General features: G+C 61.9%; 19 protein-coding genes and 1 tRNA gene. 13 read left to right on the top strand and 7 right to left on the bottom strand.

All coding sequences use genetic code 11. From position 1 onward, the window contains the following. Window positions 1-100 precede the first annotated feature (100 nt). Together NTU39_RS17590 and NTU39_RS17585 are read left to right on the top strand one after the other, a co-directional pair. Window positions 101-976, top strand: a complete 876-nt coding sequence (locus NTU39_RS17590; RefSeq protein ID WP_257958161.1) for a dienelactone hydrolase family protein — start codon at window positions 101-103, stop codon at window positions 974-976. Window positions 977-1062: 86 nt separating this feature from the next. Beyond that, complete coding sequence (locus NTU39_RS17585; protein ID WP_257958160.1) at window positions 1063-1977, top strand: ZIP family metal transporter; 915 nt, start codon at window positions 1063-1065, stop codon at window positions 1975-1977. A 78-nt stretch (window positions 1978-2055) separates the two neighbouring features. On the opposite strand, the gene NTU39_RS17580 is transcribed toward NTU39_RS17585, so the two are convergent. From NTU39_RS17580 to NTU39_RS17570, 3 genes are all read right to left on the bottom strand, one after another. After that, window positions 2056-2940: a sulfurtransferase gene (locus NTU39_RS17580; RefSeq protein ID WP_039397336.1), complete on the bottom strand. Its 885-nt coding sequence runs from the start codon at window positions 2938-2940 to the stop codon at window positions 2056-2058. Between the two features lie 42 nt (window positions 2941-2982). Then, window positions 2983-3837: a DMT family transporter gene (locus tag NTU39_RS17575; protein WP_150663330.1), complete on the bottom strand. Its 855-nt coding sequence runs from the start codon at window positions 3835-3837 to the stop codon at window positions 2983-2985. A 279-nt stretch (window positions 3838-4116) separates the two neighbouring features. Continuing rightward, window positions 4117-5232, bottom strand: coding sequence for an aromatic ring-hydroxylating oxygenase subunit alpha (locus NTU39_RS17570; protein ID WP_150663329.1), 1116 nt, complete (start codon window positions 5230-5232; stop codon window positions 4117-4119). Window positions 5233-5460: 228 nt separating this feature from the next. Between NTU39_RS17570 and NTU39_RS17565 the strand changes: the two genes are divergently transcribed. From NTU39_RS17565 to folE2, 4 genes are all read left to right on the top strand, one after another. Then, window positions 5461-5733 (top strand): exodeoxyribonuclease VII small subunit, encoded by a 273-nt coding sequence (locus NTU39_RS17565; RefSeq protein WP_150578213.1) that lies wholly within the window; start codon window positions 5461-5463, stop codon window positions 5731-5733. A 122-nt stretch (window positions 5734-5855) separates the two neighbouring features. Further along, window positions 5856-6752 carry a polyprenyl synthetase family protein gene (locus NTU39_RS17560; RefSeq protein ID WP_257958159.1) on the top strand — a complete coding sequence of 299 codons (897 nt, stop codon included), beginning with the start codon at window positions 5856-5858 and terminating at the stop codon, window positions 6750-6752. A 243-nt stretch (window positions 6753-6995) separates the two neighbouring features. After that, window positions 6996-8912: a 1-deoxy-D-xylulose-5-phosphate synthase gene (gene dxs / locus NTU39_RS17555; RefSeq protein WP_257958158.1), complete on the top strand. Its 1917-nt coding sequence runs from the start codon at window positions 6996-6998 to the stop codon at window positions 8910-8912. A gap of 199 nt (window positions 8913-9111) precedes the next feature. After that, window positions 9112-9921, top strand: a complete 810-nt coding sequence (folE2, locus tag NTU39_RS17550) for a GTP cyclohydrolase FolE2 (RefSeq protein ID WP_233326309.1) — start codon at window positions 9112-9114, stop codon at window positions 9919-9921. A 103-nt stretch (window positions 9922-10024) separates the two neighbouring features. On the opposite strand, the gene tsaD is transcribed toward folE2, so the two are convergent. Continuing rightward, entirely contained in the window at window positions 10025-11056 is a 1032-nt protein-coding gene (gene tsaD / locus NTU39_RS17545) for a tRNA (adenosine(37)-N6)-threonylcarbamoyltransferase complex transferase subunit TsaD (RefSeq protein ID WP_150663325.1), read from the bottom strand. 90 nt (window positions 11057-11146) lie between these two features. Between tsaD and NTU39_RS17540 the strand changes: the two genes are divergently transcribed. The 3 genes from NTU39_RS17540 to dnaG all read left to right on the top strand — a co-directional run bounded on the left by NTU39_RS17540 (window position 11147) and on the right by dnaG (window position 15198). Continuing rightward, window positions 11147-12394, top strand: a complete 1248-nt coding sequence (locus NTU39_RS17540) for a BaiN/RdsA family NAD(P)/FAD-dependent oxidoreductase (protein ID WP_257958157.1) — start codon at window positions 11147-11149, stop codon at window positions 12392-12394. A 404-nt stretch (window positions 12395-12798) separates the two neighbouring features. Then, window positions 12799-13245: a GatB/YqeY domain-containing protein gene (locus tag NTU39_RS17535; protein ID WP_150659826.1), complete on the top strand. Its 447-nt coding sequence runs from the start codon at window positions 12799-12801 to the stop codon at window positions 13243-13245. A gap of 69 nt (window positions 13246-13314) precedes the next feature. After that, window positions 13315-15198 (top strand): DNA primase, encoded by a 1884-nt coding sequence (gene dnaG / locus NTU39_RS17530; protein ID WP_257960100.1) that lies wholly within the window; start codon window positions 13315-13317, stop codon window positions 15196-15198. A gap of 20 nt (window positions 15199-15218) precedes the next feature. Here the strand turns inward: dnaG and NTU39_RS27015 are convergent, their stop codons facing one another. Next, the gene (locus NTU39_RS27015) at window positions 15219-15797 is read right to left on the bottom strand and encodes a hypothetical protein (protein ID WP_257958156.1); all 579 of its coding nucleotides are present in this window, start codon (window positions 15795-15797) and stop codon (window positions 15219-15221) included. A gap of 13 nt (window positions 15798-15810) precedes the next feature. On the opposite strand from NTU39_RS27015, the gene rpoD reads away from it, so the two are divergent. Both rpoD and NTU39_RS17515 read left to right on the top strand, forming a co-directional pair. After that, on the top strand, window positions 15811-17916 hold the full coding sequence (rpoD, locus tag NTU39_RS17520) for an RNA polymerase sigma factor RpoD (protein WP_246184452.1): 2106 nt from the start codon (window positions 15811-15813) through the stop codon (window positions 17914-17916). Window positions 17917-17944: 28 nt separating this feature from the next. Further along, window positions 17945-18021 (top strand) — tRNA-Ile (locus tag NTU39_RS17515). 90 nt (window positions 18022-18111) lie between these two features. Here the strand turns inward: NTU39_RS17515 and NTU39_RS17510 are convergent. Further along, complete coding sequence (locus tag NTU39_RS17510; RefSeq protein ID WP_150663322.1) at window positions 18112-18309, bottom strand: hypothetical protein; 198 nt, start codon at window positions 18307-18309, stop codon at window positions 18112-18114. A 341-nt stretch (window positions 18310-18650) separates the two neighbouring features. Here NTU39_RS17510 and NTU39_RS17505 point away from each other — a divergent pair, with 341 nt between their 5' ends. Next, window positions 18651-19130 (top strand): carboxymuconolactone decarboxylase family protein, encoded by a 480-nt coding sequence (locus tag NTU39_RS17505; RefSeq protein WP_039397361.1) that lies wholly within the window; start codon window positions 18651-18653, stop codon window positions 19128-19130. 11 nt (window positions 19131-19141) lie between these two features. Further along, window positions 19142-19903: an SDR family oxidoreductase gene (locus NTU39_RS17500; protein ID WP_257958155.1), complete on the top strand. Its 762-nt coding sequence runs from the start codon at window positions 19142-19144 to the stop codon at window positions 19901-19903. Window positions 19904-20016: 113 nt separating this feature from the next. Here NTU39_RS17500 and NTU39_RS17495 read toward each other — a convergent pair whose 3' ends face one another. Then, complete coding sequence (locus tag NTU39_RS17495; RefSeq protein WP_150663320.1) at window positions 20017-21033, bottom strand: LysR family transcriptional regulator; 1017 nt, start codon at window positions 21031-21033, stop codon at window positions 20017-20019. Between the last annotated feature and the right edge of the window lie 28 nt (window positions 21034-21061).

Raw genomic sequence — 21061 nt, 5'->3', positions numbered from 1 at the left:
GTGCGCGCGAATTTCCCCTCTAGTAATATCCGAACGTCCGACCCTCGGTCGGCGGTCTTCCCGACCATTTTCTTATTGACGCTTTCTCCTGGAGTGCGACATGTCGCAAGCGGATCTGGATAGTCTCGTACCCGAAGTGGCGCCGCGTAACCGGCGCGATTTTCTGAAGACCGCCGTCGGATCGGCGTTTGCACTGGCGGTGTTGCCGGTGGCGGCCGAAACGATCACCACCGACACGCAAGGACTGGACGCGGGCGAGTACATGCTCGAGGTGTCCGGTATCAAGATGCCGGTGTACTACGCAAAGCCCGCGGGTAAGACACATCTGCCGACGATCGTTGTCGTCTCGGAGATTTTCGGCGTGCATCAGCACATCGCCGATATCTGCCGTCGCTTCGCGAAGCTCGGCTATCTGGCAGTTGCGCCTGAGTTGTTCGTGCGTGCGGGCGACCCGCAATCGTTGGGCACGATTGCAGAGATCCAATCCCAAATCGTAGCGAAGACGCCGGACAAGCAAGTCATGAGCGACATCGACGCGACCGTGAAGTGGGCGGTGGCCAACGGCGGCGACGAAAAGCGTCTGGGCATTACCGGCTTCTGCTGGGGCGGACGTGTCGCGTGGCTGTACGACGCGCATAACCCGAACGTGAAGGCGGCGGTGGCGTGGTACGGACGCATCGTCGGCGACAAGAGCGAGAACTTCCCGCAGAACCCGATCGACATCGCTGGCAAGCTGCACGGCCCGTTGCTGGGGTTGTACGGCGGCAAGGACACGGGAATTCCGGTCGCGAGCGTCGAACAGGCGCGCGAGGCGCTGGCCAAGGGCGATGCTGCGTCGAAGCGCTCGGAGCTGAAGGTGTTCCCGAACTCGGGCCACGCGTTCTTCGCGGATTATCGTTCGAGCTATGTCGAGGCCGATGCGAAAGAGGGTTGGAAGCTGGCGCAGGACTGGCTTCGGAAGCACGGCGTCGCTTGATGGCAGGGAGGTGAGGGGGAGAGCCGTCGGCATGCTGACGGCGCGTGGCCCTTGCCCGATCGCCTGCGTAGGCGCTGCACGCCTCGATGTACCAACGGTTTGCCTGTAACGGTAAAAGCTGGTTAAATCGCCGGCTTGCCCGCGGGAGAATCACCATCGACGCCATCTTTGTTTTCATCGTTATCGCCACGCTGGCTTCCGGCGTGCTGAGCCTTTTCGGGGCGGCGTCACTGTCGCTGGGGCTGCTCTCGAAGCTCATCGACAAGATGGTGAGCTTCTCGGCAGGCGTGCTGCTCGGCACGGCGTTGTTGCATCTACTGCCGGAAAGTCTGGAGTCGCACGTTGACGCCCACGTCATCACACGCTGGTTGCTGGGCGGGCTGTTGGGGTTCTTCCTGCTGGAAAAGCTGGCGTTGCTGCGCCATAGCCACCACCACGAAGGGGACGGACATCATCACGAGCATGGCCATGACGCGCACGAAGCGGGCAAGGGCGGCTGGATGATTCTGGTGGGCAGCGCGATCCACAATTTCGCCGACGGCGTGGTGATTGCGGCCGCTTTTCTGACCGATCCGCGTCTGGGTGTGGCGGCCACGGTGTCGATCACGGTGCACGAAGTCGCGCACAAGCTGGGCGACTTCATGGTGTTGCTGAACGCGGGTTTCAAGCGCCGCAAGGCGCTGGTGCTCACGTTGGCGTCCAGTCTGACGGCCTTGCTGGGTGGCGTGCTCGGTTACTTCATGCTGGATCGTCTGCAAAGCCTGATCCCGTACCTGCTGGCGCTCGCAGCGAGCAGCTTCATCTACATTGCCGTGTCGGATCTCATGCCGCAGATGCAACGACGCACGTCGCCGCGCGACGCCCTGCCGCAGATCCTGTTGATCGGTGTTGGGCTGGCGTTGGTCGTGTGGCTCAATGGGCATGACCACGGGCACGGCCATGACGAAGGCGGAAGTGCGCTGGCGATGTCGGCAAGCGTAGTTAAGTCGAGTGGCGAGTAACGAGTAACGAGCGACATCGAACGGCACAAAAAAGGGCACCTCATTCGGGGTGCCCTTTGCATTACTGGCCGACTGAAATCAGGGTTGTGCACCCGTCGAAACCGGACGACGCTTGTCCGCGCACCACTCGCTCCACGAGCCGGGGTAGAGGCTCGCCCCGTGCAGACCCGCCACTTCCATTGCCAGCAGATTGTGGCACGCGGTCACGCCCGAGCCGCATTGCGAGATGACGCGTTCCGGCAGGCGGTCGTGGCCGATCACTTGTGTGAACTCCTCGCGCAGTGTGGCTGCAGGTTTGAATCGACCGTCCGCGCCGAGGTTGTCTTTGAAGAAGCGATTCTTTGCGCCTGGAATATGGCCGCCAATCGGGTCGAGGGTTTCGTTTTCGCCGCGATAGCGGTCCGGTGCGCGGGCGTCGATAACAAGACGCTCGTGCGACGTGAGGTTGCGCTCGATGGCGGCGGCGTCTGCCGTCGTCGCCAGCGGTTCGCCCGGCGCGAAATCGCCGGGAGGCGGCGCTTCGGGCGGTGCGGCGTCGAGCTTGAATCCGGCGGCTTCCCAGGCTTGCAGGCCGCCGTCGAGTACCGCGACCGACTCGTGTCCGAGCCAGCGCAGCAGCCACCACAGGCGCGCGGCGTACATGCCGCCCTGAGCGTCATACGCAACAACCTGCTGGCCCTTCGACAGGCCGCATGCGGCGAGATGTCGGACGAGGGCATCGCGATCGGGCAACGGGTGACGTCCGTTCTTTCCGTTCGTCTTGCCCGAGAGATCGCGTTCGAGATGCGCATAGAACGCGCCGAAGATATGGCCCTGAACGTAGGCTTCCTCGCCGGCCTTGGGATTGGCAAGATCGAAACGGCAATCGAAGATGACCACCGGGGCGCCGCCACCGGCGGCGGTTTGCATCAGCGCATCGAGATTTTGCGGACTGATGAGCGTGGTGAAATGCGTATGAATCATGGCGTCTCCGCAGACGGGCGTGGGGGATTCGTTCGGCGGCGATCAGGCGGAGGGGGAAGGCCGGCGCAGCGCGGTCATGCCGCTCGCTACGATGAGCAGCATGCCGATCCAGCCGGCCAGTGCAGGCCAGTCGCCCCAGACAAGCATGCTGATCAGTGTAGCGAAGATTACGCCGGAATATTGGAGATTCGCAGTGACGAGCGTGTTGCCAAGACTGAACGCCCGGGTGAGCGCCGTCTGCGCAATCAGTGCAGCGATCCCGACGCCTAGCATCAGGCCGGCGCCGCGCCAGGTCATCGGGTGCAAGCCTTCGATGGCGACCCAGGCCAGACCGAGCAGCACCCCGCCCGCCGAGAAATAGAAGACGATGCGCCAGTCGGGTTCGCCCGCTGCGCCTAGCTCCTTGACCTGCATGTATGCGACGGCCGAGAACACGCCCGAGACGACGCCTGCGACACCGGCAACCCACGCCTGGCTGTCGATGGTCGGTTGCAGCAGGAGCGCTACACCGACGAAACCGGCGAAGATCGCCGCCACCAGCCTGAAATCGGTGCGCAGGCTGCCGCGCATTGCCGCCGTCCCCATCACGATCAATGAAATCCAGATCGGCGACATGTAGTTGAGCGTCATTGCCGTGGAGAGCGGCAACTGTGTGAGCGAAAAGAACCATAGACCGAGGGAAATGACGCCGGCCGTGCTGCGTTTGATGTGCGACCCCAGATGGCGCGTACGAATGGACTGGCCGCGCAAACGCGCCATCCCCAGAAGGACGATCACGCCGATAAGGCTGCGGTAGAGAACGATTTCGCCGGTGTTGTATTCGTTTGCCGCCAGTTTGATGAAGAGCCCCATCAACGTGAACATGAAGGCGGAGACCAACATCCAGAGCGATTGCATGGCGAATTGTGGCCGATGACGGCGAGGAGACGAACGAGCGCGTTTTGTGCTGAACGCGGGCGACTCGTGCAGCACAAACGATCAGTGCACGGTCATATTGGAAGCATGGCGTCGATTCTAACGAAAACGGCGGGCACATGGCCCGCCGTTCAGCGTTTTTTCGGCAAATATTTAATTCAGTCTCGCCGGCACCACAGGCGTCCGCGAGGCCAATCCGACAGGACTTCCGTCAGATGGTTTTGCGTTCTCATGCAATGAGACTTCCTGAGCCGCTGAGGCTTAGAAATCCCCCATCTGGCGACGCAGGAACTCGTGGAAGTGTTGCATGCCGTCTTCCATCGGGCTCTGATATGGGCCCACTTCCGAGACGCCACGCTGGAACAGGGCGCGGCGCCCGGCGTCCATGCGTTCGGCAATTTCGTCGTCTTCGCGCGCCGTTTCCATGTAGGCGGCACGCTCGGCTTCGATGAATTCGCGTTCGAAGAGCGCGATTTCCTCGGGGTAATAGAATTCGACGATATTCGTCGTCTTCTGTGGTCCGTTCGGGATCAGCCACGACACCACGAGCACGTGCGGATACCACTCGATCATGAGATGTGGGTAGTACACCATCCAGATCGCACCGAAGTCCGGCGGCACGCCTTCCCGGTAGCGCAGCAGCACGTCGTGCCACTGGCGGTAGATGGGGCTGCCGGGTTTGGCGAGACCTTCATGCACGCCAACCGTCTGGACGCTGTACCAGTCGCCGAACTCCCAGCTCAGGTCTTCGCACGAAACGAAGCTGCCCAGACCGGGATGGAACGGCACGACGTGATAGTCCTCGAGATAAACCTCGATGAACGTCTTCCAGTTGTAGTTACATTCGTGCACTTCGACGTGATCGAACATGAAGTTCGAGAAGTCGAGATGGTGCTTCACGCCCAGTCGTGCGAGATCGGCCTGCACATCGCGGCCTTCTGCTTCGAACAGCAGCCCGTTCCAGCGTTGCAGCGGGAACTTGCCGAGGTTCAGGCAGGGCTTCTCCGGGAAATGCGGCGCGCCGAGCAGTTCGCCCTTTGTGTCGTAAGTCCAACGGTGAAGCGGGCAAACGATATTGGGCGTGTTTCCACGCCCATTGAGCATGACCGCCTGACGATGACGGCAGACGTTCGAGAGCAGTTCGACGCCGTTATGCTCGCCCGTACCGTTGCGGACCAGCATGCGCCCCTCCTGCTCTGCCGGAAGGGCAAAATAATCGCCGACTTCCGGGACCATCAATTCGTGGCCCACGTAACGGGGGCCGTGCTTAAACAGGACTTCACGCTCGCGGGCGAGGAGCGCCTCGTCGAAATACGTGTAGACCGGTAGTTGGCTTGAGGCTGGCTTCAGTTGCAAAGCGCTGCTTAGATTGGACATTCCCACTCCCGTCTAGCTTGAAAGCAGTGAACAACCCAACCATCGAAAAATCGATTTAGGGGAACCGACGATTATACCCGGTCTAAGCATCCGAGGGCTGCTAAGTCCATGATTTACGTTAAATAATGTCCGAAAAAAGTCATCCGGACCCGATTTCAGGCAATTTACGCTCTGCGAGCTAATGCGCTTTTGCCGTAAAATGGAACATTCGACCCGAATTTTGCGTTTATGGCTAAGACTGCAAAGTCGCAAGACGCGGCGCCCGAGGTGCCGCAAGACCTGCCCGAGACCTATGAGGCTGCGCTGGCTGAGCTCGAACAGCTCGTCGGACGCATGGAGGGCGGTGAGCTGGGACTGGAAGAATCGTTGGGCGCGTATCGGCGCGGCGCCGTCCTGGTGAAGTACTGCCAGGGTCTGCTCGAGAAGGTCGAGCAGCAGGTGAAGGTGCTCGAAGGCGAGACGCTCAAGCCGCTCGAAGCGTCTTCGCGCGACGAGTTCTAAGTCGCCTGAGCAGCCAACCCGAATTACGGCAAGACGACCCACGACCCAAGGCGTCCCCCAGCAAGACACCGGGGCGCTTCAATAACAAGCACGGCCCGACGGGCACGTGTAGGACGAAGACGATGGCGGATCAGAATATCAAGGCCTGGATGCAGGCAGTACAGGCCCGTGTGGAACAGGCGCTCGACGCTGCGCTGCCCAAGGCGACCGATGGCGGCTCGGCGCGACTCAACGAGTCGATGCGTTACGCCGTGCTCGGTGGCGGCAAGCGGGTGCGCCCGCTGCTGTGCTTCGCTGCGGGCGAAGTGACGCAGGCCAGCGAGACGGCGCTCGATCGCGCGGCATGCGCCGTCGAAATGATTCATGCGTATTCGCTGGTGCACGACGATCTGCCGTGCATGGACGATGACGACCTGCGCCGTGGCAAGCCGACGGTGCACGTGCAGTACGACGAAGCGACCGGTCTGCTCGCCGGCGACGGTCTGCAGACGCAGGCCTTCGCGCTGTTGGGCGAGGCAACGGGCGATCTGAGCGCAGCGCAGTCGCTTGCGCTGGTGCGCGAACTGGCGCTGGCTTCGGGTGCGCTCGGTATGGCAGGCGGTCAGGCCATCGATCTGGAAAGCGTGGGCATCAAGCTCACGCAGTCGCAACTGGAAAACATGCATCGCCTGAAGACGGGCGCATTGCTGCGTGCTTCGCTGCGTATGGGCGCTATCTGTGGCCGCGCGCTGTCGGACGACGAAACGGTCGCGCTCGACGCCTACGCGGCAGCCGTCGGACTGGCTTTCCAGGTGGTGGACGACATTCTCGACACGACGGCCGACTCGGCCACGCTGGGCAAGACCGCAGGCAAGGACGCCGCCAACGACAAGCCGACCTACGTGTCGCTGATGGGCCTCGATGGCGCACGCGGCTACGCGGAAAAGCTGCGTGCCGATGCGCATGCAGCGAGTGCGTCGCTGGGTAACGCGGATCGTCTGCGTGCACTGGCCGATTACGTTGTCGATCGCATTAATTGACCGACGTAGATTAGATGTAAGCCGACGATTCGTGGCGGAAGGCGCGACGCATCATCGGCAAATGAGTTTTCTGGGCAGTCTCTGGGGCGTGGGGTAATGCGTATCCGGGGACTGCTGGCAGTAGCGATAAGCAAGGGGCAAGGAGGGTCGACGCGTTTCTCCCCACAGAACGCATCGGCAGGAGATCGGGAACAACTCACAGGGGGAGTTGACCGGTAAAGAACGCCTATATATGGAACGACGATGTACGAACTTCTAAATACTATCGATGACCCGGCCGATTTGCGGCGTCTGGAGCGTCGCCAACTCGCGCCGCTGGCCGAAGAGCTGCGGGCTTTCGTGCTTGAGAGTGTGTCGCGTACCGGCGGCCACCTGTCGTCCAACCTCGGCACGGTCGAGCTGACGATTGCGCTGCACTACGTCTTCAACACGCCGGAAGATCGCATTGTCTGGGACGTGGGCCACCAGAGCTATCCGCACAAGATCCTGACGGGTCGTCGCGAACAGATGGGTTCGCTGCGTCAGCTTGGCGGTATCTCGGGTTTCCCGAAGCGCGACGAATCACCGTACGACACGTTCGGCACGGCGCATTCGAGCACGTCGATCTCGGCGGCGCTCGGCATGGCGCTCGGCGCACGCACGAAGGGTGAGAACCGCTTCGGCATCGCTGTGATCGGCGACGGTTCGATGACGGCCGGTATGGCGTTCGAGGCGATGAACAACGCCGGCGTGCATGAAGACGTGCCGCTGCTGGTCATCCTCAACGACAACGACATGTCGATCTCGCCGCCGGTCGGTGCGCTCAACCGCTATCTGGCCCGTCTGATGTCGGGCCGTTTCTACGCCGCTGCGAAGAAGGGCGTGGAGAAGGTACTGAGCGTGGCACCCCCGGTGCTGGAGCTGGCGCGCAAGTTCGAAGAGCATGCCAAGGGCATGGTCGTGCCGGCCACGATGTTCGAAGAATTCGGCTTCAACTACATCGGCCCGATCGACGGTCACGACCTCGACTCGCTGATTCCGACGCTCGAGAACATCAAGAATCTGAAGGGTCCGCAGTTCCTGCACGTGGTCACGCGCAAGGGCTATGGCTACAAGCTCGCGGAAGCCGACCCGGTGCTGTATCACGGTCCGGGCAAGTTCAACCCGGCCGAAGGTATCAAGCCGAGCACGAGCAGCAAGAAGACGTACACGCAAGTGTTCGGCGACTGGCTGTGCGATATCGCTGCGGTGGACAAGCGCATTGTGGGCATTACGCCGGCCATGCGCGAAGGCTCCGGCCTCGTGGAGTTCGAGAAGCGTTTCCCGGATCGTTACTACGACGTGGGCATCGCCGAGCAGCATGCGGTGACGTTTGCTGGCGGCATGGCGACCGAAGGTCTGAAGCCGATCGTGGCGATCTACTCGACGTTCCTCCAGCGCGGTTACGATCAACTGATTCACGACGTCGCGCTGCAAAACCTGCCGGTCGTGTTCGCGCTGGACCGCTCGGGCCTCGTGGGTGCCGACGGTGCGACCCACGCCGGAGCGTACGACATTCCGTTCATGCGTTGCATTCCGAACATGGTCGTGATGGCCCCGTCGGACGAGAACGAGTGCCGCCAGATGCTGTACACCGGCGTGCAGATCGACGGTCCGTCGGCGGTGCGCTATCCGCGTGGCGCAGGCACGGGTGCCGTGATCGAACAGACGATGACGGCACTGCCGATCGGCAAGGGCGTGGTCCGTCGCGAGAGCCAGGCGGAAGCCGGACGTCGCGTCGCCATTCTCGCTTTCGGTAGCATGGTGGCCCCGTCGCTTGCTGCGGCAGCGCAACTCGACGCGACCGTGGCCGACATGCGCTTCGTCAAGCCGATCGACGACGAACTGATCGCACGACTGGCGCAAACGCACGACTACCTCGTGACGGTGGAAGAGGGCAGCATCATGGGCGGCGCGGGCTCGGCAGTGGCCGAATCCCTGTTGGCCAGCGGGGGGCATCGACCCGTACTACAATTGGGCCTGCCCGATCGCTTCATCGATCATGGCGACCCGGCGTTGTTGCTGTCCGGTGTGGGTCTGGACGCCGCAGGTATCGCCAAGTCGATCTGCGAGCGCTTCGATCTTCTGTCGGCAGAGGCCGCTCAGATAACCGGCAAGACCGCGGCGAAGCTCGTCGCCTGACCTGTCCGGTAGTCTCGAGTCTGCGAACGATCCGGCCCAAGCGCCGGATCGTTTCGTTTTGAAAGACGCATTCCCCATCCCGTGCCGGGGTTCTCCGGCACGTTCCCGACGCCACTCGGCAGAGGCCCGCGAGCCGTGTGTCGGATACGTTTGCCCATTGCCTCCCCCCAGTCGGCTTGCCGGCAAAGAAGGAAATTAGATGAACCAGATGAACCCCGCTTTCGTCATGCCGGATGTGCAGAGCACCGTCGACACCCGGCAGATTCCGATTCAGCGCGTTGGTGTGCGTGGCGTGCGTCATCCGTTGTCGGTGCGTCTGGCCGACGGCGACGTGCAGGCCACCATTGGCCTGTTCAATCTCGACGTGCATCTGCCTGCCGACCAGAAGGGCACGCATATGTCGCGTTTCGTCGCCTTGCTCGAAGCGAACCGCGAGCCGATGAACGTGGCGGGCTTCCGCGCAATGCTCGCCAGCATGCTCGACAAGCTCGAAGCCGAAGCCGGTCGCATCGAAGTGACGTTCCCGTACTTCATCAACAAGACGGCGCCGGTCTCAGGCGTGCAGAGCCTGATGGACTACGAAGTCACCCTGACCGGCGACGTTCGCAACGGCGAGACGCGCGTGTGGCTCAAGGTGCTCGTGCCGGTCACGAGCCTGTGCCCGTGCTCGAAGAAGATCTCGCAATACGGTGCGCACAATCAGCGCTCGCATATCACCATCGACGCCGAGATCGCAGGCGACATCGCGGTCGAAGAACTGGTGCGGATGGCGGAAGAGGAAGCGTCGTGCGAGTTGTGGGGGCTGCTCAAGCGCCCGGACGAGAAGTACGTGACCGAACGCGCCTATGAGAATCCGAAGTTCGTGGAGGATCTGGTGCGTGACGTGGCGACGCGTCTGAACAATGAGCCGCGCGTCGCAGCCTACGTGCTTCAGGCCGAGAACTTCGAATCGATCCACAACCACAGCGCCTATGCCGTGATCGAGCGAGATAAGCGCGTGGCGGCGTGATCGTCCGAGACTTTCGTCGGACGTAAAAAAACCGCTCCTCGGAGCGGTTTTTTCTTGGGCGTTCGCCGGAGGATGTGCAGATCGTCAGGTCATCGACATCGCGTTACACACTTCGCACGATATCCGCCAGATCCCAACGCGGGCGCACCGTGTAGGCGTATTCGCTATCCGCTTCGTCCGGCCAGTGCTTGAGACGCATCGCGCCCGCAAAGGCGATCATCGCGCCGTTATCGGTGCAGAACGCGAGGTCGGGGTAGTGCACGCGGTAGCCACGGCGCCGTGCCGCTTCGTTCAACCCGGCGCGCAGTTGAGCGTTGGCACCCACCCCCCCGGCGACGACCAGCGTCTTCATGCCGGTCTGCTTCAGGGCAGCCATCGACTTGGCCACGAGGACGTCGACAATCGCGTCGACGAAGCCACGCGCGAGGTCGGATTTTTCCTGTTCGCAGACGTTGCCGCCGAGATTGCGGACCTGCGTGAGTACCGCCGTCTTCAGGCCGCTGAAGCTGAAATCCAGATTGCCCGAGTGCTTCATCGGGCGCGGCAGGTCGAAGCGTCCCGGCGTGCCGAAGTCGGCCAGACGCGAGACGGCAGGGCCGCCCGGATAGCCGAGTCCGAGCAGTTTGGCCGTCTTGTCGAAGGCTTCACCGGCCGCGTCGTCGAGCGTTTCGCCGAGCATAGCGTACTGTCCGAACGCGCGGACTTCCATCAACTGCGTGTGGCCACCGGAGACCAGCAGGGCGACGAAGGGGAAGTCGGGCGCGTCCGGGGCGAGCAGCGGCGACAGCAAATGGCCTTCTAGGTGGTGCACACCGACGACCGGGCGGTCGAGTGCAAAGGCGAGGGCGTTGGCGACGCTTGCGCCCACCAGCAGCGCACCTGCGAGACCGGGGCCTTGCGTGTAGGCGATGGCGTCGACGGCGCTCAGCGGCTTGCCAGCTTGCGCGAGCACCTCTTCGGCCAATGGCAGGGCGCGACGAATGTGGTCGCGTGACGCCAGCTCAGGCACCACGCCGCCGTACTCGCGATGCATCGCAATCTGCGAATGCAGCGCGTGCGAGAGCAGCCCGGCCTCGGTGTCGTAGAGGGCGAGCCCGGTTTCGTCGCAGGAGCTTTCAATGCCTAGAACCAGCATGGCGGATGGGGATGCGCGCAGCGTCAACTTTAATGGGGAACCCGGAAGTATACCAGTCGGCCTCATCGGCTGCCGGTTACAATGCGCGCCATGGAAAAGTTCGATGTAGCGATTGTGGGGGCTGGTGCGGCCGGCCTGATGTGCGCGGCGGTGGCCGGGCAACTGGGCCTGCGCGTGGTGCTCATCGATCACGCGACGCGTCTCGCTGAGAAGATTCGAATCTCGGGCGGCGGTCGCTGCAATTTCACCAATATCAATGCGGGCCCGGCGAACTATCTGTCGGAGAATCCGCGTTTCTGTCGTTCAGCGCTCGCGCGTTACACCCCGCGCGACTTCCTCGATCTGCTCAAGCGCCACCGGATTGCGTGGCACGAAAAGCATCGCGGTCAGCTCTTCTGCGACGAAAGTGCCGAAGACGTCATCGAAATGCTGCGAAACGAGTGTGCAGCGGGGCACGTGCACTGGCGCATGCCGTGTGCGGTCCATACGGTCGCGTACACCGAGGCCGGTGGGGCGCACCGCTATCACTTGACGACAGATGCCGGGCATATCGCGGCAAAACGTCTCGTGATCGCGACTGGCGGACTGTCGATTCCGAAGATTGGGGCGACGGACTGGGGGTATCGAATCGCGCGTCAGTTCGGTCTGGATATCGTAGAGCCACGACCGGCGCTCGTCCCCCTGATGTTCGATGCGTCGACCTGGGCACCCTTCGTCGGACTGTCGGGTTTGTCGCTGGAAGTCGACGTCAGCACGGGCAAAGGTAAGGATGCGGGCAGCTTTCTTGAGGATCTGTTGTTCACGCACCGCGGTCTGTCCGGTCCGGCGATTCTTCAGATTTCCAGTTTCTGGACGCCGGGACAGCCGATTACGCTGAATCTCGCGCCGACGTCCGATATCGAGGCGGCGCTGTTTGAAGCCAAGGCGTCGTCCAAACGTCAATTGAGCAACTTGCTGGGGCAATGGGTTCCGGCGCGATTGGCGGATGCATGGGTCGCCAATAGCGGCCTCTCGCCGCAAGCGCGCGTGCAGGAGTTGCCGGACAAAGCGCTGCGCTCGCTCGCACAGGCGTTTTCCGGCTGGACGCTCAAGCCTTGCGGCTCGGAAGGCTGGCGCAAGGCGGAAGTGACGCGCGGTGGCGTCGACACCCGCGCACTGTCCTCGGCCACGCTGGAGGCGCGCGCGCAACCGGGGCTGCACTTTGTCGGGGAAGTGGTCGACGTGACGGGCTGGCTCGGTGGCTACAACTTCCAGTGGGCGTGGGCGTCGGCAGTGGCGTGCGCACGGGCGATGTCCGAAAGCATCCAGGCGGCCAAAGCCGCTGGCGAGGGCATCTGACCGCCCCAAGGCGACGCGCTGTCGTAGACGGCCACTAGACCGTTATGCTACGATCTCTCCTTCGTGGAGACGGCGCTGTATCTGTCGTAATAGTCGTTTCGGAAGGCGTTTTGGTTACTTTCAGACGCCTCCGGCGCATTGCCTGAAGATTAGCGTCCGATACGCCAGCGACATGAGGCATCGAACAATGCCGGTGTCCGGGCGGTCTAACTCTCCGGCGAGCCCGCTTGTGATCGCACGTGTGATCGTTTCCGCAAGCGGGTTTTTGTGCTTTGTGCCCCCGTGAACGCTGCGCCAGTGCACCGGCAGCGGCGCAGCGCGGTGCGTGTCACACCGTCGCCGTCCTTTTCTTTGGGGCGGCATGCACTACACTGAAACGTAATCGAATTCCGGAATCCCTGCTCATGAGTCTGAAAGAACGCATTAACGAAGACATGAAGACGGCCATGCGTGCCAAGGCCGCCGACAAACTGGGGACCATCCGCCTGCTGCTTGCGGCAATCAAACAAAAGGAAGTCGACGAGCGCATCACCCTCGATGACGCGGCCACCGTTGCCATCGTCGACAAACTGATCAAACAACGCAAAGATTCCATCAGTCAGTTCCAGGCCGCTGGCCGCGCCGATCTGGCCGATAAGGAAGCCGCCGAAGTCGAAGTACTCATGGTCTACATGCCGCAGCAACTCTCGGCAGACGAAGTTGCACAGGCGGTGAAAGCGGCCGTGGCGCAAACGGGCGCAGCCGGCCCGCAGGACATGGGTAAGGTGATGGGCGTGCTCAAGGGTCTGTTGGCGGGCCGTGCCGACATGACTGCCGTGTCCGCGCAAGTGAAGGCGGCGCTGGCTGCGTAATCCGGTAGTGCGGTAAGGCGCTGTTGCTTGTGCGACGGTGCGGCACCGCGTTGCGATGGCACCGATCCAGTGATTCCCCAGTCGTTTTTGCAGGACTTGCTCAACCGCGTCGATATTGTCGAGGTGGTGGGCCGTTACGTGCAGTTGAAGAAGGGCGGGGCGAACTTCATGGGGCTGTGCCCCTTTCATAACGAGAAGTCGCCCTCATTTACGGTAAGTCCCACCAAGCAGTTCTATCACTGCTTCGGGTGTGGCGCGCACGGCAGCGCGATCAGCTTCCTCATGGAGCATGCCGGGCTCGGATTTGTCGAAGCCGTGGAAGAGCTGGCCCGCAACGTCGGGTTGGACGTGCCGCGAGAAGCGCCCCTGCCGGGCGCACCGGCACCGGCTGCGCAACGTGCGCAGACCCTCGGCCTCGTCGACGTGATGACGCGCGCTTGCGACTACTACCGCAAGCAGCTGCGCGGCGCGCCGGTAGCCATCGAATATTTGAAACGACGTGGATTGACGGGGGAAATCGCAGCACATTTCGGGCTCGGTTACGCCCCGGAAGCCTGGCAGAACCTGGAAGCGGCGTTTGAGAATTACCGCGACGACCAGTTGCTTGACGCCGGTCTCGTCATCGAGAGCGAAAAGGGCGAGCCGGGCAGCACGAAGCGACGCTACGACCGTTTCCGCGACCGGATCATGTTTCCGATCCGGAATACGAAAGGCCAGGTCATCGCCTTCGGCGGACGCGTGCTGGATAAGGGCGAGCCCAAGTATCTGAATTCTCCTGAGACGCCGCTCTTTAGCAAGGGTAGCGAGTTATACGGATTGTTCGAGGCGCGCATCGGCATTCGGGACGCGGGTTACGTGCTGGTGGTCGAAGGCTATATGGATGTCGTGGCGCTGGCCCAGCTTGGTTTTCCGCAGGCGGTCGCAACGCTCGGTACGGCCTGCACGCCGATGCATGTGCAGAAGCTCCTGCGCCAGACCGAAACGGTGGTGTTCAGCTTCGATGGAGATGCGGCGGGGCGCCGGGCGGCGCGTCGTGCACTTGAAGCCTGCCTGCCGCATGCCGACGACAACCGGAGTTTCAAGTTTCTGTTTTTGCCGAGCGAGCACGATCCGGACAGCTATGTGCGCGAGCACGGCACGCAAGCGTTTGCAGACGAAGTCTCGCGCGCCATGCCGATGTCGCAGTTCCTGATCGGCGAAGTGACGGCGGGCAAGGAAATGCACCAGCCGGAAGGGCGGGCGCGTGCGTTGTTCGAGGCCAAGCCGCTGTTGCAGCAGATGCCCGCTAACGCGCTGCGTGGCCAGATCATTCATGCCCTGGCCGAGCGGGTGGGCAGCTCGGTCGAGGAAGTTGCGGAGCTTTGCGAGTTGCACATCGGCGCTGCGCGCCGTCAGAACACGTGGGACAAAGCACCGGCCAAGCGCGAGAAGCGTCGCGTGGTCGGTACCGAGCATCGGGCATTGCAGAACTTGCTGATGTTCCCGGCGCTGGGAAACGAATTAACCGACGAAGAGACCAAGATTTTGCGGGAGATGGGGCAGCACGGCGAGATTTTCTCGGAAGTGCTGACGCTGTGCCGCGAAATGGGTGCGCAGGCCGATTTCCGCTATATGTCGGATCGGCTGCGGATTTCGCCGAACTGGGCCAGTTTCGACGACATCATTCGCGAAATTCTGGCATTTGAAGAAAATGCGCGGGATCTGATGTTGTTCGATCCGGCCGATGAGGCGCAGGTCGAGCGTCGCGAAGAGCAGATCGCTTTACGCCTCACCGAGTTGCGTAGTGCCATCCGGCGTTTGCAGTACGACCGGTTGTGCGAAGAATTGGAGACGATTTTCAAGCGGGCGTCGTTGACGCCCGATGAATTGCGCCACGCTCAAGCGCTGTCGCGGGAACGCGACGAATTGAAGCGGTGGCTGGCTACGGCCAGCACAGGAGGCGCGCGAAGTTGAGGTATGCCCGCGTGCTATAATTAAAGGTTTTCAGTGGGCTGTTTTCTGGCAAGCGAGATCGCTATGGCAAAGATGACAACGACCAGCGGAAAAAAGACGGTTATCCCTTCACCGACAGCTAAACGCGCGACCAGTGCGGCGGCGGCGTCAGGTGGGAAGGGGGCGTCTCGTTCTGCGAAAGCTGGCGTTGCAGCGAAAGCCGGTGCGGCGTCGCAAGCCTCGAAGAAAACAGCCAGCCAGGCAAGTTCGGCGAAACGTACTACGCAAACCAAGGCAGCTGCCGGTGCCAAGAAGGCAATCGGCAATACGGCTGCGAAGGTGACCGATGTCACCAAGCGCAAGAGTGCGACCGCCGCGACGGTGGGGGCTGCCAAGGCAGCCAGGCCGACGGTGAAGTCTGAGCCGCCCGCCACGACCGCGAAAACGGTCAAGGCGACCAAGCCGGCAACGGCCGCGAAGGCGACGGCAGGCGGGAAACCGCAGGCCCGACAACCCGCTGAAAAAAGCGCGAAGAGCGCAACTACCGCCAAGGCTTCGAGCCCGGCGGGCCGCAGTACACCTGCGACGAAAGCCCCACGCAAGACCGGGGCTTCCAGCAAACCGGAGGCAGTGGTGGAGGTTACGTCGGCAGCAGTTGAGCCGGTCGTCCCGACCAAAGCACGCGGCAGAGCCGCGAAGACCGCCGCCCCGGGGGAGCAGAACGTCGCAGCGAATACTAATGATCAACCCGTGAACGAAGATCAGACCAAAGTGGAAAAGCAGAAGGCGCGTGATCGCCGGGCAAAAGAGAAAGCACTGCTCAAGGACGCATTTTCCTCGCACCAGCCCGGTACGGCCGAGGAACTTGAGGAACGTCGTGGCAAGCTGCGGACACTGATCAAGCTGGGCAAGGAACGAGGCTTCCTGACCTTTGCAGAGATCAATGACCACCTCCCCGACGATGTGGTCGAAGGCGACGCGCTGGAAGGCGTGATCGCAACGTTTAACGACATGGGCGTGGCTGTCTACGAGCAGGCACCCGATGCCGAGACGCTGCTGCTCAACGACAATGCCCCGAACGCTGCGACGGACGACGAAGTTGAGGAGCAAGCGGAAGCGGCCCTCTCGACGGTCGATTCGGAGTTCGGCCGCACGACCGACCCGGTGCGTATGTACATGCGCGAAATGGGCACGGTCGAGCTGCTGACGCGTGAAGGGGAAATCGAGATCGCCAAGCGCATCGAAGAAGGCCTGAAGCACATGGTGCAGGCCATCTCCGCATGCCCGACGACGATTGCCGAGATCCTGGCGATGGCCGAGAAGGTCGAGCGCGAAGAAATGCGCATCGACGAAGTGGTCGACGGCCTGATCGATCCGAATGCGGAAGCCAATGCGGCCGCCGCAGCCTCTGACGACGAAGACTTCGACGCTGATGCGGAAGAAGAAGAGGAAGAAGAGGAAGAGGAAGACGGCGACGAGGAAGAGGATAGCAGCAACGGCGGCGCAGCTTCGGCAGCGCAGGTCGAGCAGCTCAAGCGTGACTCGCTTGCCAAGTTCGCCGTGATCGCCGACTGGTTCGGCAAGATGCGTCGTGCGTTCGAGAAGGAAGGCTACCAGTCCAAGTCGTACGTGAAGGCTGGTGAGTCGATCCAGGCTGAACTGATGATGATCCGCTTCACTGCACGTACGGTCGAGCGTCTGTGCGACACGCTGCGTTCGCAGGTGGACGAAGTGCGCAACATCGAGCGTGCGATCCTGAACATCGTGGTCGACAAGTGCGGCATGCCGCGTGCGGATTTCGTGTCGCGTTTCCCGGGCAACGAAACCAATCTCGACTGGATCTACACGGTTGTGGCCGACAACAAGGCGTACAGCTCGGTGGTTGAGCGTAACGTGCCGGCCGTTCAGGAATTGCAGCAGAAGCTGATCGACCTGCAAGCGCGCGTGGTGTTGCCGCTGACCGAGTTGAAGGACGTCAATCGCAAGATGTCGGAAGGCGAGCGCCGTGCCCGCAAGGCCAAGCGCGAGATGACCGAAGCGAACTTGCGTCTGGTGATTTCGATTGCGAAGAAGTACACGAACCGTGGTCTGCAGTTCCTGGATCTGATTCAGGAAGGCAACATCGGCCTGATGAAGGCGGTGGACAAGTTCGAATACCGTCGTGGTTACAAGTTCTCGACGTACGCGACGTGGTGGATCCGTCAGGCCATCACGCGTTCGATCGCGGACCAGGCACGTACCATCCGTATTCCGGTGCACATGATCGAAACGATCAACAAGATGAACCGGATTTCGCGTCAGATTCTGCAGGAAACCGGTGTTGAGCCGGATCCGGCGACGCTGGCCGAGAAGATGGAAATGCCGGAGGACAAGATCCGCAAGATCATGAAGATCGCGAAGGAACCGATCTCCATGGAAACGCCGATCGGTGACGACGACGATTCGCATTTGGGCGATTTCATTGAAGATACCGGCACGGTCGCCCCTGCCGACGCCGCATTGCATGGTAGTATGCGCGACGTCGTGAAGGACGTGCTCGATTCGCTGACGCCGCGGGAAGCCAAGGTGTTGCGCATGCGATTCGGTATCGAGATGAGCACGGACCATACGCTCGAGGAAGTGGGCAAGCAGTTCGACGTGACGCGTGAGCGTATTCGTCAGATCGAAGCCAAGGCGCTGCGCAAGCTGCGCCACCCGAGCCGTTCCGACAAGCTCAAGTCGTTCCTCGAAGGCAATTGATTGCTGCTGAGCGAGCGCCGGTAGTTTAGGGCCGTTAGCTCAGTTGGTTAGAGCAGAGGACTCATAATCCTTTGGTCGCTGGTTCAAGTCCAGCACGGCCTACCAAAAAACACTGTTGTATAAGCACCTTACGCCGCTCTAACCAGCGGCGTTTTTCTTTTCTGCACCTGCTGTGACCAAAGCTTGCCCCGACCCCTACCACGTCGGCCGAAGCGAGTAGGCGCGGCGGAAGTACGACCGGCCGAATTCGGTGGGTTCGAAGTGCGTGCCCACCCGATGTATCAACTCGCGAGCGAGCAACGCGTTAATGACAGCATCGGGCGGCTGGTTGGGGCTCTTTTCCGCAATGGACTGGAGCGCGGCAGTAATGGCGGGCGCTGAAAGGGCGAGCATGTTGGCTCCTGTAGACGTCTTGAGGCCCTCGGCGCTGTGATTCGATAGCGCTTGCTCGGGTGAGCGTACTTTCCAGACTAAAGCCGCTGTATGACGCGGATGTGTGCGGCATCACTTGAGGTTCCCTCTCTCGCTTATACGCTTGTTACGCTGGGGGCTCAACGCAATTCGTGTAGGTGTTTTCGCGCCTCGCGCGTATTGTTGCCAATAGGGCAACACGATAGTCCCCGCCCGGGGGCTTCTGACGGTGCTTGTGTCGACCTACGATAGGGGTGTTGTTCACGTATGCGTGAAACCCGTCAACCGCTGACGGGGCGCGCCAACCCAATGAGGAAGTCATCATGAGCCAACGTCTGAACGCCTTTGCCCAATCCCCGGAACTCTTCAAGAAGTTCGTCGAATTCGGCATGTTGCTCAAGTCGAGCGCCATCGAGTCGTCGATTCTGAGCCTTGTTGAAATCCGTGCCTCGCAAATTAACGGTTGCGGCTTCTGCCTCGACATGCACGTCAAGGAAGCGAAGATTCGCGGCGAAGGCGAACTGCGTCTGCACCACGTCGCGATCTGGCGCGAATCGACCTTGTTCTCGGCACGCGAGCGCGCCTGTCTCGCCTGGACCGAAGCGCTCACCACGCTCGGTGCACACGGCGTGTCCGACGAAATCTACGAGCGAGTGCGCGGCGAGCTGTCGGAGAAGGAAATCTCGGATCTCAGTTTCGCCATCATGGCCATCAACGGCTGGAACCGCCTCAACGTGGGCTTCCGCACCGTTCCCGGCTCGGCCGACAAGGCTTACGGGCTGGACAAGGCCAACTTCAGCTGAGCGGCCCCGTCATGAAAATTCTGGTTATCGGCGGTACCGGCCTGATCGGCCGAAAACTCGTCGCACGGCTTATCGAACTGGGTCATGAAGCGATTGCAGCCTCACCCGCCACGCATGTGAATACGATCACCGGAGAAGGACTCGACGACGCGCTCGTCGGCGTTCACACCGTGATCGATGTGGCCAACTCGCCTTCGTTCGAAGACAAGGCCGTGCTGGAGTTCTTCCAGACATCGAACCGGAATCTGCTCGCGGCCGAGGCACGCGCCGGTGTGCGCCACCACGTTGCGCTGTCCGTTGTGGGCACGCAGAAGCTTGCCGAGAGCGGATACTTCCGCGCGAAGATCGCGCAGGAAGCGCTGATCGCACAAGGCGGCATTCCGTACACCATTGTTCACAGCACCCAGTTCTTCGAATTCCTGGGCAGCATCGTGCAATCGGGGACCCAGGCTGACGAGGTGCGTCTCCCGACGGCGTTCGTTCAGCCGATTGCCTCCGACGATGTGGCACTGGCGCTGGCCGATTCGGCGCTGGGCGAGCCGGTGAACGGCGTCGTGGAAATCGCAGGTCCGGAGCGTGTGCGAATGGCCGAGCTGGCAGCGCGCTACCTGCACAAGACAGGTGACGGCCGTACCGTGCACGCTGACCCGAACGCCCGCTATTTCGGGGCATTGCTCGACGACGACATGCTGGTGCCCGGCACGACGGCTCCCCGTCTGGGCAAGACCGACTTCGACACGTGGTTCAGCCGCGCGAACGAGCGTCGGGCATAGCGAACGCAAGCGCCTTCATCGATCTGTAGACCGCATCTGCGGCCTCCCCTTCAAAGTCCAATGGACAAGCGCGGGAGGCCGTTGCGCATATTCCGGCGGCTATCCGCACCTGCCTACGCGGCGTGCGCTTGATTCACCAGCAGATCGTTGTGCAAGACATGCAGGTCCATCGCGCGGATCTGCTCCGTCATGTAGTCGATAAACACACGAATGCGAGCCGGTAAGTGCTGTCGGCTCAGAAAGCACACGAAGTGTCCCCGATCCTCCGGCGCATATTGCGGCAAGCAGGCAACGAGACGGCCGGTGCGCAGGTGATCGCCCACCTGATAGGCCGCCATCTGCGCGATTCCTTGAGCGTCGAGTACCGATTGCAGCACGAGGTCTTCGTCGTTGAAGGTCAGCATGGCGTTTGGCGAAATCTTGCGCGCCCGCCCGTCGACCCTGAACTCCCATTCCGACACCCGACCCGACGCCAGCCGGAAATTCACTCCCCGGTGATCGGCGATCTCGTCGACGTTCTGCGGAAGCCCATGCTTAGCGACATAGTCGGCAGACGCACACAGCACCATCTGCATCGGGATCACCTTCCTGGCGATGACGCGGCTGTCTTCCATCCGGCCGTTACGAAACGACACGTCAATGCCATCGGTGGTGAAGTCGGTCGGGCTGTCATCGAGCACCAGCTCGATGGAGATGTTCGGATTGGCTTCGCGAAATCCACCCAGCAGGGGCGCCAGAATCTTGCGCCCGAAGTCCACGGTCGAGCACACGCGCAGCTGTCCCGACGGCGGCCCTTCGCGCAACTCACGCATGTCGTCCATCGCCTGCACGATCCGCTGGACGCCCGGATGACACTGCTCGTAGAAGCGTTTGCCTTCGTCGCTGAGCGACGTGTTGCGCGTCGTACGGACAAAGAGGCGCGTGCCGAGCTGGTCTTCGAGCTTCTGCACGCTGCGGCTGACCGCCGAGCGGCCAATGCCCAGCCGGTCGCCCGCCTTGGCAAAGTTACCTTCGGCCACCACGGCGATGAACGCCACGACGCCTGCATAACTCGTCGCGAAACTGTCGGCCAGCGAGTCGGCCCGCTTGGGACTCTGGGAGATCGAGAGTGCTGATGAAGGTGTCGACATGGTCACTGGGCCGCCGTTGGTTGTGCCT

Source organism: Pandoraea commovens (genome assembly GCF_024704525.1).
GTDB classification, from domain to species: domain Bacteria; phylum Pseudomonadota; class Gammaproteobacteria; order Burkholderiales; family Burkholderiaceae; genus Pandoraea; species Pandoraea commovens.
Note: the sequence above shows the minus strand (reverse complement) of the source record. Positions and strands in the feature narration are given on the sequence as shown.

What these genes read in the sequence shown, in the direction of transcription:
- NTU39_RS17590 (WP_257958161.1), top strand. Translation starts at nt 101, where the DNA reads ATGTCGCAAGCGGATCTGGATAGTCTCGTACCCGAAGTGGCGCCGCGT.
- NTU39_RS17585 (WP_257958160.1), top strand. Translation starts at nt 1,063, where the DNA reads ATGTACCAACGGTTTGCCTGTAACGGTAAAAGCTGGTTAAATCGCCGG.
- NTU39_RS17580 (WP_039397336.1), bottom strand. Translation starts at nt 2,940, where the DNA reads ATGATTCATACGCATTTCACCACGCTCATCAGTCCGCAAAATCTCGAT.
- NTU39_RS17575 (WP_150663330.1), bottom strand. Translation starts at nt 3,837, where the DNA reads ATGCAATCGCTCTGGATGTTGGTCTCCGCCTTCATGTTCACGTTGATG.
- NTU39_RS17570 (WP_150663329.1), bottom strand. Translation starts at nt 5,232, where the DNA reads ATGTCCAATCTAAGCAGCGCTTTGCAACTGAAGCCAGCCTCAAGCCAA.
- NTU39_RS17565 (WP_150578213.1), top strand. Translation starts at nt 5,461, where the DNA reads ATGGCTAAGACTGCAAAGTCGCAAGACGCGGCGCCCGAGGTGCCGCAA.
- NTU39_RS17560 (WP_257958159.1), top strand. Translation starts at nt 5,856, where the DNA reads ATGGCGGATCAGAATATCAAGGCCTGGATGCAGGCAGTACAGGCCCGT.
- dxs (WP_257958158.1), top strand. Translation starts at nt 6,996, where the DNA reads ATGTACGAACTTCTAAATACTATCGATGACCCGGCCGATTTGCGGCGT.
- folE2 (WP_233326309.1), top strand. Translation starts at nt 9,112, where the DNA reads ATGAACCAGATGAACCCCGCTTTCGTCATGCCGGATGTGCAGAGCACC.
- tsaD (WP_150663325.1), bottom strand. Translation starts at nt 11,056, where the DNA reads ATGCTGGTTCTAGGCATTGAAAGCTCCTGCGACGAAACCGGGCTCGCC.
- NTU39_RS17540 (WP_257958157.1), top strand. Translation starts at nt 11,147, where the DNA reads ATGGAAAAGTTCGATGTAGCGATTGTGGGGGCTGGTGCGGCCGGCCTG.
- NTU39_RS17535 (WP_150659826.1), top strand. Translation starts at nt 12,799, where the DNA reads ATGAGTCTGAAAGAACGCATTAACGAAGACATGAAGACGGCCATGCGT.
- NTU39_RS17510 (WP_150663322.1), bottom strand. Translation starts at nt 18,309, where the DNA reads ATGCTCGCCCTTTCAGCGCCCGCCATTACTGCCGCGCTCCAGTCCATT.
- NTU39_RS17505 (WP_039397361.1), top strand. Translation starts at nt 18,651, where the DNA reads ATGAGCCAACGTCTGAACGCCTTTGCCCAATCCCCGGAACTCTTCAAG.
- NTU39_RS17500 (WP_257958155.1), top strand. Translation starts at nt 19,142, where the DNA reads ATGAAAATTCTGGTTATCGGCGGTACCGGCCTGATCGGCCGAAAACTC.
- NTU39_RS17495 (WP_150663320.1), bottom strand. Translation starts at nt 21,033, where the DNA reads ATGTCGACACCTTCATCAGCACTCTCGATCTCCCAGAGTCCCAAGCGG.